The sequence below is a fragment of the Bacillus sp. JS genome, assembly GCF_000259365.1.
GTDB classification, from domain to species: Bacteria; Bacillota; Bacilli; order Bacillales; family Bacillaceae; genus Bacillus; species Bacillus stercoris.
In genome coordinates, this window is sequence record NC_017743.1 from 1,566,102 (window position 1) to 1,580,711 (window position 14,610).

The 14,610-nt window shown below is 41.8% G+C and carries 15 protein-coding genes; 10 read left to right on the forward strand and 5 right to left on the reverse strand.

Translation table 11 applies throughout. From position 1 onward, the window contains the following. The first annotated feature begins 15 nt into the window (after nt 1-15). From MY9_RS08010 to ade, 3 genes are all read left to right on the forward strand, one after another. A complete protein-coding gene (locus MY9_RS08010; RefSeq protein ID WP_014663825.1) occupies nt 16-843 on the forward strand; it encodes a gamma-glutamylcyclotransferase in 828 nt (275 codons plus the stop codon). A 61-nt stretch (nt 844-904) separates the two neighbouring features. Continuing rightward, complete coding sequence (gene ktrC / locus MY9_RS08015) at nt 905-1,570, forward strand: Ktr system potassium transporter KtrC (RefSeq protein WP_003222311.1); 666 nt, start codon at nt 905-907, stop codon at nt 1,568-1,570. 153 nt (nt 1,571-1,723) lie between these two features. Then, entirely contained in the window at nt 1,724-3,457 is a 1,734-nt protein-coding gene (gene ade / locus MY9_RS08020; RefSeq protein WP_014663826.1) for an adenine deaminase, read from the forward strand. Nucleotides 3,458-3,493: 36 nt separating this feature from the next. Here the strand turns inward: ade and rnjA are convergent, their stop codons facing one another. Together rnjA and rnpZA are read right to left on the reverse strand one after the other, a co-directional pair. Further along, complete coding sequence (gene rnjA / locus MY9_RS08025) at nt 3,494-5,161, reverse strand: ribonuclease J1 (RefSeq protein ID WP_003245660.1); 1,668 nt, start codon at nt 5,159-5,161, stop codon at nt 3,494-3,496. Nucleotides 5,162-5,166: 5 nt separating this feature from the next. Next, nucleotides 5,167-5,376, reverse strand: coding sequence for an RNA polymerase subunit omega 1 (gene rnpZA / locus MY9_RS08030; protein ID WP_003222303.1), 210 nt, complete (start codon nt 5,374-5,376; stop codon nt 5,167-5,169). Between the two features lie 384 nt (nt 5,377-5,760). Here rnpZA and MY9_RS08035 point away from each other — a divergent pair, with 384 nt between their 5' ends. Beyond that, entirely contained in the window at nt 5,761-6,534 is a 774-nt protein-coding gene (locus MY9_RS08035; protein ID WP_014663828.1) for a Cof-type HAD-IIB family hydrolase, read from the forward strand. Nucleotides 6,535-6,569: 35 nt separating this feature from the next. Here MY9_RS08035 and def read toward each other — a convergent pair whose 3' ends face one another. Both def and MY9_RS08045 read right to left on the reverse strand, forming a co-directional pair. Then, complete coding sequence (gene def, locus MY9_RS08040) at nt 6,570-7,124, reverse strand: peptide deformylase (protein WP_041521324.1); 555 nt, start codon at nt 7,122-7,124, stop codon at nt 6,570-6,572. A 107-nt stretch (nt 7,125-7,231) separates the two neighbouring features. Beyond that, nucleotides 7,232-7,390, reverse strand: a complete 159-nt coding sequence (locus MY9_RS08045) for a YjcZ family sporulation protein (RefSeq protein ID WP_014663830.1) — start codon at nt 7,388-7,390, stop codon at nt 7,232-7,234. Nucleotides 7,391-7,601: 211 nt separating this feature from the next. On the opposite strand from MY9_RS08045, the gene MY9_RS08050 reads away from it, so the two are divergent. The 5 genes from MY9_RS08050 to lpdA all read left to right on the forward strand — a co-directional run bounded on the left by MY9_RS08050 (nt 7,602) and on the right by lpdA (nt 13,647). Further along, nucleotides 7,602-8,273, forward strand: a complete 672-nt coding sequence (locus MY9_RS08050) for a YkyA family protein (RefSeq protein ID WP_041521325.1) — start codon at nt 7,602-7,604, stop codon at nt 8,271-8,273. Nucleotides 8,274-8,692: 419 nt separating this feature from the next. Further along, on the forward strand, nt 8,693-9,808 hold the full coding sequence (gene pdhA, locus MY9_RS08055; RefSeq protein WP_014663832.1) for a pyruvate dehydrogenase (acetyl-transferring) E1 component subunit alpha: 1,116 nt from the start codon (nt 8,693-8,695) through the stop codon (nt 9,806-9,808). A 3-nt stretch (nt 9,809-9,811) separates the two neighbouring features. Then, a complete protein-coding gene (gene pdhB, locus MY9_RS08060; protein WP_014113660.1) occupies nt 9,812-10,789 on the forward strand; it encodes a pyruvate dehydrogenase complex E1 component subunit beta in 978 nt (325 codons plus the stop codon). A gap of 112 nt (nt 10,790-10,901) precedes the next feature. Then, the gene (gene pdhC / locus MY9_RS08065) at nt 10,902-12,230 is read left to right on the forward strand and encodes a pyruvate dehydrogenase complex dihydrolipoyllysine-residue acetyltransferase (RefSeq protein ID WP_014663833.1); all 1,329 of its coding nucleotides are present in this window, start codon (nt 10,902-10,904) and stop codon (nt 12,228-12,230) included. Between the two features lie 4 nt (nt 12,231-12,234). Next, on the forward strand, nt 12,235-13,647 hold the full coding sequence (gene lpdA, locus MY9_RS08070; RefSeq protein ID WP_014663834.1) for a dihydrolipoyl dehydrogenase: 1,413 nt from the start codon (nt 12,235-12,237) through the stop codon (nt 13,645-13,647). 44 nt (nt 13,648-13,691) lie between these two features. Here lpdA and slp read toward each other — a convergent pair whose 3' ends face one another. Next, entirely contained in the window at nt 13,692-14,066 is a 375-nt protein-coding gene (slp, locus tag MY9_RS08075) for a peptidoglycan-associated lipoprotein Slp (protein WP_040083253.1), read from the reverse strand. Between the two features lie 412 nt (nt 14,067-14,478). On the opposite strand from slp, the gene MY9_RS21120 reads away from it, so the two are divergent. Further along, on the forward strand, nt 14,479-14,598 hold the full coding sequence (locus tag MY9_RS21120) for a GapA-binding peptide SR1P (RefSeq protein ID WP_003232305.1): 120 nt from the start codon (nt 14,479-14,481) through the stop codon (nt 14,596-14,598). Nucleotides 14,599-14,610 lie beyond the last annotated feature (12 nt).

A 14,610-nucleotide genomic window follows, 5' to 3' on the forward strand; every position in this document is an offset into this window, starting at 1 on the left:
GAGGAGAAAAATAAAATGAACTCGCTTCTGTTTGTATACGGGACACTAAGAAAGCATGAAAAAAACCATCATTTGCTGGCACAATCGGCATGTATCAATGAGCAGGCCAGAACAAAGGGAAGTATGTTTGCTGCCAAAGAGGGGCCCACAGCCGTTTTAAATGGTGAAGGCTATATATACGGCGAAGTATATGAAGCAGACGAATTGTGTATACATAAGCTTGATCAATTTTTTCAAGGATATCATAAACAAATGGTGTTTATAGAAACCGATGTCGGAATTAAAAATGCGCTTATTTATTTTATGAACAAAGACGAGTGTGCCGGTTTTACGAAAATAAGCATTGGCGACTGGAAAGAACATCAGATGATCAGCAAATCGAAAAATCCCGTTTATTATTTTGCCTATGGATCATGCATGGATCATGCCCGCTTTCAAAAGGCGGGAGTCAGTCACTATTTTCAAGATCCAGTGGGAAGAGCTGTTTTAAAAGGATACACGACCCGCTTTACGTTAAAAAGGGAAGACGGCTCAAGAGCGGATATGCTGGAAGACGGAGGAATAACAGAAGGCGTTTTATATCGGATCCCTTATTCTGCTCTCTCCTATCTATATAAAAGAGAGGGCGTTGAATCACTTACGTATCGGCCGGCATTTGTGGACGTTGAAGCAGGCGGAAGGCACTATACAGACTGCTTAACCTTTCTCGTCCTCCAAAAAGAAGCGGAAATTGCTCCGCCTCAGCACTATCAGATTGAAATTGAACGCGGAGCGGAGCTGTATTTGTCGCCTGAATTTACTGAAAAGCTTAAGCAGCATATGAATTCGCTGCCAAAAGGATAACACTGTAACAAAAGATTATGATAAAATTTGATCAATATGATGTTATAAAAGGAGCACCACTATGAAAAAAGAATTTGCGGTAATTGGGCTGGGCCGTTTTGGCGGCAGTATTTGCAAAGCATTAAGCGAAGAAGGCGTCGAGGTTATGGCAATGGATATCGATGAAGATAAAGTCAACGAGTATGCCAAGATAGCATCTCACGCCGTTATCGGTGATTCAACAGACGAATCTGTCCTGAAAAATTTAGGCCTGCGAAATTTTGACCACGTGATTGTAGCCATCGGGGAAAATATTCAAGCGAGTATTTTAACAACACTCATTCTGAAAGAACTCGGCGTTCATACAATTACAGTTAAAGCACAGAACGATTATCACGAAAAAGTGCTGTCTAAAATCGGTGCGGATCACATTGTACACCCGGAACGCGATATGGCAAAACGAATTGCACATAATATCGTGTCCAACAATGTACTTGACTATTTGGAGCTGTCTGAAGAGCATAGTCTTGTTGAAATCGTAGCTAACAGCCGCCTGGCTGGAAATACACTTCTTGATTTAGATATACGTGCAAAATACGGTATTAACATTGTAGCCATTAAAAGGGGCAAGGAAGTCATCGTATCACCGCTTGCAACCGAGGTCATCCACCAAGAAGATATACTTATTGTTATTGGGTCAGTCACAGACATCTCCCGTTTTGAAAAAAGAGTTCTTCATACAAAATAGCAGTAAAAAAACCGTCCACAGAGGGCGGTTTTAATATTATCAGAATATAACAACTTTAATGAACCGAGCGTCAATTTCTTAACATTTTATTGACTAAGCATAGGCGATCCGATAGCATATTGTACCATATAATAAAAAAGAGGAGGGGCCTATTTGAATAAAGAAGCGCTAGTCAATAGGCTGAATGCTTCAGCCCGAAGACAAAAAGCTGATATCGTCATTAAGAACGGAAAAATGATGGACGTATATAATCAAGAGTGGATATATCAAGATATTGCGATTACAGACGGGGTTATTGTAGGCCTTGGCGACTATGAAGGCGAAAATATCATTGATGCAGAGGGACAAATGATTGTTCCGGGTTTTATTGATGGACATGTACATATTGAGTCATCAATGGTTACACCGATAGAGTTTGCTAAAGCAGTATTGCCTCATGGCGTGACGACCGTTGTTACAGACCCGCATGAGATCGCGAATGTGTCTGGGGAAAAAGGGATTGCGTTTATGCTTGAACAAGCTCGGCATACACCGCTGAACATTTATTTTATGCTTCCTTCCAGTGTGCCTGCCGCAAGTTTTGAGCGATCAGGCGCAATTCTCAAAGCTGCCGATCTCAAGCCTTTTTATGAAGAAGAAGAAGTATTAGGGCTGGCTGAAGTTATGGATTATGTGTCGGTTCAGCAGGCTGAAGAAGATATGGTTCAGAAACTGCTTGATGCACGTGTTGCAGGAAAACGGATAGACGGCCATTTAGCCGGTTTATCAACAGACCTCATTAACATTTATAGAACCGCATTTGTTTCAAACGATCATGAAGTAACATCGAAGGAAGAAGCTCTTGATCGTATCAGAAGGGGCATGTATGTCATGATGCGTGAGGGTTCAGTCGCAAAAAATACTCTCAATGTGCTGCCGGCGGTGAATGAAAAGAACGCACGCCGTTTCTTTTTCTGTACAGATGATAAGCATGTGGATGATTTGCTGTCAGAGGGAAGTGTGAATCATCAGGTGAAAATGGCGATTCAAGCCGGTCTTGATCCGTTTATAGCTTATCAATTAGGAAGCCTCAATGCAGCCGAATGCTACGGACTAGATACAAAGGGAGCGATTGCCCCGGGTTTTGACGCTGATTTGCTCTTTGTATCTGATCTGGAAAATGTCATTGTCACAAGGACGATGATAAAAGGACAGACTGTTGCTGAAGACAGCAAAGCAGTCTATCAGGAGCATGCTTCTACTGCAGCATCAGAACCGGCACTGCTTGATTCAGTTAAGCTTGCTGCTCCTCTTAACAAACAGGATTTTCTTATGCCAATTGATTCAGAGCAGCAGCTCAATGTCATTCAAATCATTCCAAACCAGCTTGAAACACGATTAGTACATGTTCCGGCTTCTGGTGCCCGCAACTTTGAGTCTGACACTGAGCTCGATTTGTTAAAGATTGCAGTTGTTGAGCGGCATAAAGGATTAAAAGAAATCGGGCTCGGTGTTGTGAAAGGATTTGGATTCAAGAGCGGAGCAATCGCCACAACCATTTCACACGACTCCCATAATATTATTGCCGTCGGAACGAATGATGAGGATATTGCGGCGGCAGTAAATAAACTGCAGGAAATTGGCGGAGGATTAACGATTATAAAAAATAGGGAAGAGCTCCATTCAGTACCGCTGCCGATTGCAGGGTTATTATCCGACCAAACCGCGGAGCAAGTGAATCAAAGCTTGCTGACGCTGCATGATCAATTGTCGTTAGTCGGTTTCACAGGCGGATTTAATCCATTTTTGACATTGTCGTTTTTAGCTTTGCCTGTTATTCCTGATATCAAAATGACGACAACAGGATTATTTGATGTAAAATCATTTCAACATATATCACTGCAATAAAAAAGATGCACTCCCTAAGTGAGTGCATCTTTTTTTTCAAACCTCCATAATGATCGGCAGGATCATCGGACGGCGCTTTGTTTTTTCGTACAAGAAAGGTGCAAGAGTGTCTGTAATCTCGTTTTTGATTTCAGACCATTGAGTCGTTTTTCGTTCCATTACTTTTTGTAAGTGATTTGAAATGAGCTCTTGAGCGTCGTTAATCAAGTCGCCAGATTCTCTCATATATACAAATCCTCTGGAAATCAAATCAGGACCCGCTGAAATCTTGAAGTCGTCCATGTCAATGCTGACAACAACGATGACAAGGCCTTCTTCAGAAAGAATTCTGCGATCACGAAGTACGATATTGCCAATATCACCGATACCGCTTCCGTCAATGTATACTGAACCGGACGGGATTTTTCCTGCAACCGAAGCCTCATCGCCTTTAAGCGCTAATACTTCACCGTTATCCATGATAAAGCAGTTTTCCTCTGGGATGCCGCAATCTGTTGCAAGCTTGACATGCATCTTTTGCATTCTGTACTCACCGTGAATCGGCATGAAGAATTTAGGCTTGATTAAACGAAGCATCAGCTTCTGTTCTTCCTGCCCGCCGTGACCAGATGTATGGATATCGTTAAGAGGGCCGTGAATAACCTCAGCACCCGCACGATACAGCTGGTTGATCGTCCGACTCACACTGATTGTGTTGCCTGGGATAGGGGATGAAGAAAATACGACTGTATCTCCAGGATTGATTGAAATTTGGCGGTGTGTGCCATTTGCAATTCTTGATAACGCCGCCATTGGTTCCCCTTGGCTTCCTGTACATAAAATCGTTACTTTATTAGCAGGCATACGATTGATTTCGTTATGCTCAATAAACGTATTTTTAGGACAGTTAATATAACCGAGTGTCTGTCCAATTTCGATAGCCGATTCCATACTGCGTCCAAATACGGCAACTTTTCTTCCATTTTGTACAGCAGCCTCGATTACCTGCTGCAAGCGGTGAATATTCGACGCAAATGTAGCGAAGATAATTCGGCCGTCCACCTTGCGGAAAATGTCATGAATGCTTTCTCCTACACGGCGCTCAGACATGGTGAACTCAGGGTTTTCACTGTTTGTGCTGTCTGAAAGAAGGCATAAAACGCCTTCTTTTCCGATTTCGGCCATTTTCGTTAAGTTTGCTGGCTCTCCGACTGGAGTAAAGTCGAATTTGAAATCCCCAGTATGTACGATGTTTCCAGGTGGCGTTTTTACAACAATGCCGTAGGAATCTGGAATACTGTGTGTCGTTCTAAAGAATGACACGGCCGTTTTGCGGAACTTTACGATATCATCCTCGCCGATAATGTTTAGTTTCGTTTGTCTTAATAATCCATGCTCTTCAAGTTTATTCCGAAGTAAGCCGATCGCGAGTTTTCCGCCGTATACAGGAATATTCACTTGTCTGAGCAGATATGGAATACCGCCGATGTGGTCTTCGTGACCGTGGGTGATAAAAAGCCCTTTAATTTTATCTTCGTTTTTGACTAAATACGTATAATCAGGGATAACGTAGTCAATTCCGAGCAGTTCGTCCTCGGGAAACTTGATCCCCGCATCAATCAGCACAATTTCATCTTGGAATTGCACCGCGTACGTATTTTTACCGATTTCGCCCAAACCTCCGAGGGCGAAAACAGCAGTCTGATCATTTTTTACAAATTTCATACCGCTCATAACTCCAATACTTTAAAATTTTCGCTCTGTTGTTCATATTCTAAGAATGCACCATCCACAGGTGTAATAAACTCAATATTAAATTTCTTTTCTTTCAGCTTTGTTCTGACGTCACGCTCAGATACGCCTTCAATATAAAGTGAATCTGTCTTTTCCCGTACAGGTACTTCGTCAGCCTTTTCTTGATAAAATACCTTATAAATCATTCCAAATCTCTCCTTAAATGCCGTATGTTAGACTCGCTCATTCTATTATATTCGAAAACGGAATATAAGGAAAGCCTTGAGCAAAATAAGGACCTCTCAAAAAGTGAAAGATCCCTTGTCAGGCAATGGCTTTCTTGCGGAGCATTCCGTTCCATTGTCTTCTGAGTTTCTTTCTTAATTTACGCAGCATTAGCCAGTCCCCCTTTAATAAAAAATTTGTCCCAGAGTTCTTTTATACTAATAGTATACGGAGATTAAGGAAGACTTTTCGTGGTTATTAATGGAATTTAATATGATTTTTGAACGAAATTGTTTGCTGAATGACAAACTTTTTGTATGATGAGGGTGGGAATTGCAGAACTAGACGATAAAGGGGAAGTTGCGATGGATTCAAAATTAATCTTTTTTGATATTGACGGCACGTTATATGATCATGGTAAGAATATACCGGAAAGTACGAGAAAAACCGTGGCGGAGCTGCAGCGCCAAGGGCATCATGTGTTTATTGCCAGCGGCCGGTCGCCGTTTATGGTTAAGCCGATTTTGGAGGAGCTTGGGATCAACTCATTTATTTCCTACAATGGACAGTATGTTGTCTTTGAAAATCAAGTGATTTATAAAAATCCGCTGCCTGAAGATGCAATCAGACGATTATTAAAACAGGCGGGGAAAGACAAACATCCTGTTGTGTTTATGGCTGAAGACACGATGAAAGCCACTGTTGCGGATCACCCTCATATTCTCGAGGGAATCGGCAGCCTTAAAACCGATTATCCGGAGACCGATGACCTTTTTTATGAAGGAAAAGAAATTTTTCAGCTTCTTTTATTCTGTCAGGATGAAGAAGAAAAAGCTTATGCCGCTTTTCCTGAGTTTGATCTAGTGCGCTGGCATGAGCTATCGACTGATGTTTTGCCTCACGGAGGTTCGAAGGCAGAAGGGATCAAAAAAGTCATCGAGCGTCTTCCGTTTGATGTCGGAGATACATATGCTTTCGGCGACGGATTAAATGATCTGCAAATGATTGAATATGTTGGAACAGGCGTTGCTATGGGAAATGCTGTTCCTGAATTGAAGGAAATCGCGGACTTTGTAACAAAGCCGGTGGACGAGGATGGAATTGCATACGCTGTCAAAGAATTGGGCCTTTTAAAATAAAGAAACGGCTGGCATTATGCCAGCCGTTTTTTCTTTTAGCGTTCAATTGCGATTGCATTTTCAGGCTCTTGAAAAGGATTTTCCTTATCAATATGATCATAGAACATAACGCCGTTCAAATGATCGATCTCATGCTGAAACACAATAGCCGGAAACCCTTTTAAACGAATATCAATGTTTTCGCCTTCTAGTGTTGTTCCTTTTACTCTGATGCGAGCATAGCGGGGAATATAACCGGGAATCGCTTCATCCACAGACAGGCAGCCCTCGCCGCTTGTTAAGTAGCTTTTTTCAACTGAATGGCTGACGATCTTAGGATTAAACAGTGCATAACTGTACAACTTGCCGGAAGCATCTTCCGCATGAACGGCGATCATTCGTTTTTTGATATTAATTTGAGGAGCTGCGAGTCCTACGCCAGGGCGCAGCTTGTATTTTTCGGCTAATTCCGGATTTTGGCTGTTTTTAACAAATTCGATCATGTCGGCCAGCTGCTGTTTTTCTGCATCAGTTGGAGGCAGCTCAACTGGTTCTGCAGTCTCTCTGAGGGCTGGATGGCCGTCACGTACGATGTTTTCCATAGTAATCAAGAAACTCACTCCTAAAGCTTAATATGTAAATTATATCGGATTTCTTCACAAAGGTGCAACGAACGAATGACCAGCCGTATATGGCTGGTCAAGTTCATGCTGTGTGGTTAGCAACAGCCTCCGCCTAAATAAGCAGCTCCGACAATGATTAACAGAATGAATAAAACAACGATTAGCGCAAAGGTGCGGCCGTAGCCATATCCGTAGCCACCATATCCGTAACCACCATAACCGCAGCAGCCTCCGCCGAAACCATATCCATACATATTACATAACCTCCTCTTTTAATTACGCCAGAGCCTTATTAAGTAGGCATAGCGTCTACTATAACCTATGTAAAAACTAAAAAGTTGTATGGTCATCTGTCCTGATTTTTCACTTTTTGATTTAATTTCAGTATGCATTTATACAGCACAGCTATTGCCAAATGTCCCCATGGATTCTATAGTAGAAATTGTCAAGATTGGGGGATTCAACGTGATAGACGCAATAAAATGGCGGCCTGTAATAATGATTGGAGCTTTTTGTTCTATGCTACTGATATTAACAGGATGCATGGAGCAGGACCCGGTTGATTCACTTCATCATTCATTAGAAAAAGCCGCAGAGTCGGAAAAACCGTTTCAAGAAGAACAAAAAACACTCAAAGAGTTAGAGGCAAAAGAAAATCAGCTTTACGATAGTGTGATAAAGCTCAATATGGATGATTATAAAAAAATTGTAGCTTTATCTAATGAGGCGCTTGAAAATGTCAGCAAGCGCGAAGAACATCTGAAGCTTGAAAATGACAGCATGAAAAAATCGGAATCGGAATTTGAAGAAGCAAAAACGTCAGCAGAACATATTAAGGAAAAAGACATAAAAGAAAAGGCCAATGCCGCAGCAAACCACATGGAGAAAAGGTATACATCATATGGCTCCATGTATGAAGAGTATCAAAAAGCGCTTAAGCTTAATAAAAAGCTGTATATGCAGCTAAAAAACAAAGACTTGACAAGAGATGATCTGGATCAGCAGATCGATAAAGTTAATGTTTCTTATGAAAAGATCCATAAATATAACGGAGAATTTAATGTGCAAACGCAAAAATATAATAAAGCCCGTGAAGATTTATATGATGCTGCAGGCTATCATGTGAAAAAGAGCTGACTCGATCAGCTCTTTTTTAAATAAATGCGATGCAGATTTTGTTCAAAATTTTCATTTCTATTGTAGTACAGCATAGTGAGTTATACTAGTACAGTTTTGGTTGCAGTTGACATCTGTTTTTTCAATGAAAATGTAAAGCGAATACATTTATTGAAAATCAGCGATGAAAACGATTGACGGCTCTTCTTTATTTGGTGTAAACTAATCCATGTTAAGCGGTGTTGTATTAGTTTTTTACAACTTCGAAATAATACAGTTCAAAGCAGAGTGTAACTATCCTACATAAAAGGTTTTGGCAAACTGGGGATCGGCTAAAATATATACGACTTACTGCTGATACTTTAGGGTACCCTAAGTTTGTATGTATAAAGGAATGCACGTCTAATGACTGTTTAAAAGAAAGGAAGAGGTGACTTAGTATGGCTGCAAAAACGAAAAAAGCTATCGTTGACAGTAAGAAGCAATTTGATGCCATTAAAAAGCAGTTCGAAACGTTCCAAATTTTAAATGAAAAGGGAGAAGTCGTGAATGAAGCGGCGATGCCTGATTTAACTGATGATCAATTAAAAGAGCTAATGCGCCGCATGGTATTTACGCGTGTGCTTGATCAGCGCTCTATCTCATTAAACCGTCAAGGACGTCTCGGATTTTACGCTCCTACTGCGGGTCAAGAAGCTTCTCAGATTGCAACGCATTTCGCGCTTGAAAAAGAAGACTTTGTTCTTCCTGGATACCGTGATGTGCCTCAGTTAATTTGGCACGGCCTTCCATTATATCAAGCGTTTCTTTTCTCTCGCGGACATTTCAGAGGAAACCAAATGCCTGATGATGTGAATGCCCTTTCTCCACAAATCATTATCGGTGCTCAATACATTCAAACTGCCGGTGTTGCGCTAGGTCTTAAAAAACGCGGTAAGAAAGCTGTTGCAATCACTTACACTGGTGACGGCGGAGCTTCTCAAGGGGACTTCTACGAAGGAATTAACTTTGCCGGCGCTTATAAAGCACCTGCAATCTTCGTGGTGCAAAACAACCGTTACGCGATTTCAACTCCTGTTGAAAAACAATCTGCAGCTGAAACAATTGCACAAAAAGCTGTAGCTGCCGGTATTGTTGGCGTACAAGTAGACGGAATGGATCCGCTTGCTGTATACGCAGCAACTGCTGAAGCACGTGAGCGTGCAGTCAACGGCGAAGGTCCGACACTAATTGAAACACTTACATTCCGTTATGGCCCGCACACAATGGCTGGTGACGATCCTACTAAATATCGTACAAAAGAAATCGAAAATGAGTGGGAGCAAAAAGATCCGCTTGTACGCTTCCGTGCGTTCCTTGAAAACAAAGGCTTATGGTCTGAAGAAGAAGAAGCAAAAGTAATTGAGGATGCGAAAGAAGAAATTAAGCAAGCGATCAAAAAAGCTGATGCTGAACCGAAGCAAAAAGTAACTGATTTAATGAAAATCATGTACGAAAAAATGCCTCACAACCTTGAGGAGCAATTTGAAATTTATACACAGAAGGAGTCGAAGTAAGCCATGGCGCAAATGACAATGATTCAAGCAATCACGGATGCGTTACGCACAGAACTGAAAAATGACGAAAATGTCTTAGTTTTCGGAGAAGACGTTGGTGTAAACGGCGGCGTATTCCGTGCGACAGAAGGATTGCAAAAAGAATTCGGTGAAGACCGTGTGTTTGACACGCCACTTGCTGAATCTGGTATCGGCGGTCTTGCCCTTGGTTTAGGCTTAAACGGCTTCCGTCCGGTAATGGAAATCCAATTCTTCGGATTTGTTTACGAAGTAATGGATTCAGTTTCCGGCCAAATGGCTCGTATGCGCTACCGTTCTGGCGGACGCTGGACTTCACCTGTAACAATTCGTTCTCCATTCGGCGGCGGTGTTCATACGCCTGAACTTCACGCTGACAGCTTAGAAGGTCTTGTTGCACAACAGCCTGGTATCAAAGTTGTTATTCCATCAACTCCTTACGATGCCAAAGGACTTTTAATTTCTGCGATCAGAGACAACGATCCTGTTGTTTTCTTAGAGCACATGAAGCTTTACCGTTCTTTCCGTCAGGAAGTTCCTGAAGAAGAATACACAATTGAGCTTGGAAAAGCTGACGTGAAACGTGAAGGTACTGATCTTTCAATCATCACTTATGGCGCAATGGTTCATGAATCATTAAAAGCTGCTGAGGAGCTTGAAAAAGACGGCATTTCTGCTGAAGTTGTCGACCTTCGTACTGTAAGCCCGCTTGATATCGATACAATCATCGCATCTGTAGAAAAAACAGGACGCGCGATTGTCGTTCAAGAGGCGCAAAAACAAGCCGGTATTGCTGCAAACGTAGTAGCAGAAATTAATGACCGTGCAATCTTGAGCTTGGAAGCACCTGTACTTCGCGTAGCTGCGCCTGATACAGTATTTCCTTTCTCTCAAGCTGAGAGCGTATGGCTTCCAAACCATAAAGACGTTCTTGAAACAGCAAGAAAAGTACTTGAATTTTAATCAAACTGCATAATCAAGAGGGAAGATGACGTTTTCCCTCTATTATATATCTGTTTTCAATGCTTACGATGTAACTTTAAAATTGCTTAATCAAACTAGGAGGTCGAGAACTGTGGCATTTGAATTTAAACTTCCAGATATCGGGGAAGGTATCCACGAAGGCGAAATCGTAAAATGGTTTGTCAAGCCTAACGACGAGGTAGACGAAGATGATGTACTGGCTGAAGTCCAAAATGATAAAGCAGTAGTAGAAATTCCTTCACCTGTTAAAGGAAAAGTATTAGAATTAAAAGTTGAAGAGGGAACGGTTGCAACTGTTGGACAAACGATTATTACGTTTGATGCACCTGGTTACGAAGATCTTCAATTTAAAGGCAGCGATGAGTCTGACGAAGCGAAAACTGAAGCACAAGTTCAGTCAACTGCAGAAGCTGGACAAGACGTTGCGAAAGAAGAGCAAGCTAAAGAGCCTGCAAAAGCTACTGGTGCAGGACAGCAAGACCAAGCTGAAGTTGACCCGAACAAACGCGTGATCGCTATGCCTTCTGTACGCAAATATGCTCGTGAAAAAGGCGTAGACATACGTAAAGTAACTGGTTCTGGCAACAACGGACGTGTTGTCAAAGAGGATATCGACAGCTTTGTAAACGGAGGAGCGCAAGAAGCTGCGCCGCAAGAAACGGCTGCACCACAAGAAACAGCTGCTAAACCGGCTGCTGCACCAGCTCCTGAGGGCGAATTCCCAGAAACACGCGAAAAAATGAGCGGTATCCGTAAAGCAATTGCGAAAGCGATGGTTAACTCTAAACACACTGCTCCTCACGTAACGTTAATGGACGAAGTGGACGTAACAAACCTCGTTGCACATCGTAAACAGTTCAAACAAGTTGCTGCTGATCAAGGAATCAAGCTGACTTACTTGCCTTACGTTGTAAAAGCTCTTACATCTGCACTGAAAAAATTCCCTGTTTTAAACACGTCAATTGACGATAAAACAGATGAAGTTATCCAAAAACATTACTTCAACATCGGTATCGCTGCTGACACTGAAAAAGGCTTGCTTGTACCGGTTGTGAAAAATGCAGATCGTAAATCTGTCTTTGAAATTTCTGATGAAATCAATGGCCTTGCAACAAAAGCTCGTGAAGGCAAGCTTGCTCCAGCTGAAATGAAAGGCGCATCTTGCACAATTACAAACATCGGTTCTGCCGGCGGACAATGGTTCACTCCGGTTATCAACCATCCAGAAGTTGCGATTCTTGGTATCGGACGCATTGCAGAAAAAGCGATTGTTCGTGATGGCGAAATCGTAGCAGCTCCAGTCTTAGCTCTTTCTCTCAGCTTCGACCACCGTATGATCGACGGAGCAACTGCGCAAAATGCATTAAATCACATCAAGCGTTTACTGAACGATCCACAATTAATTTTAATGGAGGCGTAATGTTATGGTAGTAGGAGATTTCCCTATTGAAACAGATACTCTTGTAATTGGTGCGGGACCTGGCGGCTATGTAGCTGCCATCCGCGCTGCACAGCTTGGACAAAAAGTAACAGTCGTTGAAAAAGCAACTCTTGGAGGCGTTTGTCTGAACGTTGGATGTATCCCTTCAAAAGCGCTGATCAACGCAGGTCATCGTTATGAGAATGCAAAGCATTCTGATGACATGGGAATCACTGCTGAGAACGTAACAGTTGATTTCACAAAAGTTCAAGAATGGAAAGCTTCTGTTGTCAACAAACTTACTGGCGGTGTAGCAGGTCTTCTTAAAGGAAACAAAGTAGATGTTGTAAAAGGTGAAGCTTACTTTGTAGACAGCAATTCAGTTCGTGTGATGGATGAGAACTCTGCTCAAACATACACGTTCAAAAACGCAATCATTGCTACTGGTTCTCGTCCTATCGAATTGCCAAACTTCAAATATAGTGAGCGTGTCCTGAATTCAACAGGCGCTTTAGCTCTTAAAGAAATTCCTAAAAAGCTTGTTGTTATCGGTGGCGGATACATCGGTACTGAGCTTGGAACTGCGTATGCTAACTTCGGTACTGAGCTTGTTATTCTTGAAGGCGGAGAAGAAATTCTTCCTGGCTTCGAAAAACAAATGAGTTCTCTTGTTACACGCAGACTGAAGAAAAAAGGAAACGTTGAAATCCATACAAATGCGATGGCTAAAGGCGTTGAAGAAAGACCAGACGGCGTAACAGTTACTTTCGAAGTAAAAGGCGAAGAAAAAACGGTTGATGCTGATTACGTATTGATTACAGTAGGACGCCGTCCAAACACTGATGAGCTTGGTCTTGAGCAAGTCGGTATTGAAATGACAGACCGCGGTGTCGTGAAAACTGACAAACAGTGCCGCACAAACGTACCTAACATTTATGCAATCGGTGATATCATCGAAGGACCGCCGCTTGCTCATAAAGCATCTTACGAAGGTAAAATCGCTGCAGAAGCTATCGCTGGAGAGCCTGCAGAAATCGATTACCTTGGTATTCCTGCGGTTGTTTTCTCTGAGCCTGAACTTGCATCAGTTGGTTACACTGAAGCACAGGCGAAAGAAGAAGGTCTTGACATTGTTGCTGCTAAATTCCCATTTGCAGCAAACGGACGCGCGCTTTCTCTTAACGAAACAGACGGCTTCATGAAGCTGATCACTCGTAAAGAAGACGGTCTTGTGATCGGTGCGCAAATCGCCGGAGCAAGTGCTTCTGATATGATCTCTGAATTAAGCTTAGCGATCGAAGGCGGCATGACTGCTGAAGATATCGCGATGACAATTCACGCTCACCCAACATTGGGCGAAATCACAATGGAAGCAGCTGAAGTGGCAATCGGAAGTCCGATCCATATCGTAAAATAAATTGAACATCAAAAACAGCCCTCGCTCAAAGCGGGGCTGTTTTTTTATTTTGACAGCACGTGCTGTAATGGTTTAATGATGTCTTCTTTCTTTTTCACACATCCCTCGATTTTCACCACGACATGGCGCTGATCAACAACCATAAGGGTAGGGACAGTTTCAATCTCATCTTCCCAGCCTTCTTTTTTATCATAAACCTTCATTTTATCTATTTGCTCGGGATAATCTTTTTCTAAATCAAGCAGTGCGTCGTAATAAGGCGCTTCCTGGTCTATTTGGTTCTCATCAGAAAAAAACAGGATTTGTGTATGATGAATGTTGTCAATCCGGCTTTTTTTCATCGGATTGATGGTGGAAAGCGTACAGCCCGATAAAGCAAGTACTATTATCAGCATGGGGAATACCGCGCGATATCGCATCTATCTTCTCCTCTGTATAAACAGTAGTTAACTAGCTTTAGTTTATCACGAGAGGCGGCTTAAACTGCTTCTTGTTACCTAATTGTTATATAATTGAAACCGTTTTTAAAGTGAGATTACATATGATATCAATCGTTTAAAATAGCAACCTGGGGGTATATTGAATTTATTGCTGCATTCTTTAATGAAAGTTCAAGAAAACGTGAAATTACCTTAGTGTTAAGGGCATATATATCGGATAAAGCTGCTGTATGAATAAGAAATTGTAAAAATGAAATACACGATGTATATGATGAATTAAAATTAAATGTGTTATACAGTTTATTGTTGACATTTTAAATGTGTCATATTAATATAATAACAACAAAAGAAATTAAGCGTTTTCAAATTTCAAAGAAATGGGGAATAAGAGATGGGAACGATTGTTTGTCAAGATTGCAACGAAGCCATTCATTACTTTGAAGATGAGAAAGTGACAACGTTATACGGAACATGCTGCGGACAATGCCAGTGTCCTGTTGATGAAGAGTAATAAAAGCATGCG

What these genes read in the sequence shown, in the direction of transcription:
- MY9_RS08010 (WP_014663825.1), top strand. Translation starts at nt 16, where the DNA reads ATGAACTCGCTTCTGTTTGTATACGGGACACTAAGAAAGCATGAAAAA.
- ktrC (WP_003222311.1), top strand. Translation starts at nt 905, where the DNA reads ATGAAAAAAGAATTTGCGGTAATTGGGCTGGGCCGTTTTGGCGGCAGT.
- rnjA (WP_003245660.1), bottom strand. Translation starts at nt 5,161, where the DNA reads ATGAAATTTGTAAAAAATGATCAGACTGCTGTTTTCGCCCTCGGAGGT.
- rnpZA (WP_003222303.1), bottom strand. Translation starts at nt 5,376, where the DNA reads ATGATTTATAAGGTATTTTATCAAGAAAAGGCTGACGAAGTACCTGTA.
- MY9_RS08035 (WP_014663828.1), top strand. Translation starts at nt 5,761, where the DNA reads ATGGATTCAAAATTAATCTTTTTTGATATTGACGGCACGTTATATGAT.
- MY9_RS08045 (WP_014663830.1), bottom strand. Translation starts at nt 7,390, where the DNA reads ATGTATGGATATGGTTTCGGCGGAGGCTGCTGCGGTTATGGTGGTTAC.
- pdhA (WP_014663832.1), top strand. Translation starts at nt 8,693, where the DNA reads ATGGCTGCAAAAACGAAAAAAGCTATCGTTGACAGTAAGAAGCAATTT.
- pdhB (WP_014113660.1), top strand. Translation starts at nt 9,812, where the DNA reads ATGGCGCAAATGACAATGATTCAAGCAATCACGGATGCGTTACGCACA.
- lpdA (WP_014663834.1), top strand. Translation starts at nt 12,235, where the DNA reads ATGGTAGTAGGAGATTTCCCTATTGAAACAGATACTCTTGTAATTGGT.
- slp (WP_040083253.1), bottom strand. Translation starts at nt 14,066, where the DNA reads ATGCGATATCGCGCGGTATTCCCCATGCTGATAATAGTACTTGCTTTA.
- MY9_RS21120 (WP_003232305.1), top strand. Translation starts at nt 14,479, where the DNA reads ATGGGAACGATTGTTTGTCAAGATTGCAACGAAGCCATTCATTACTTT.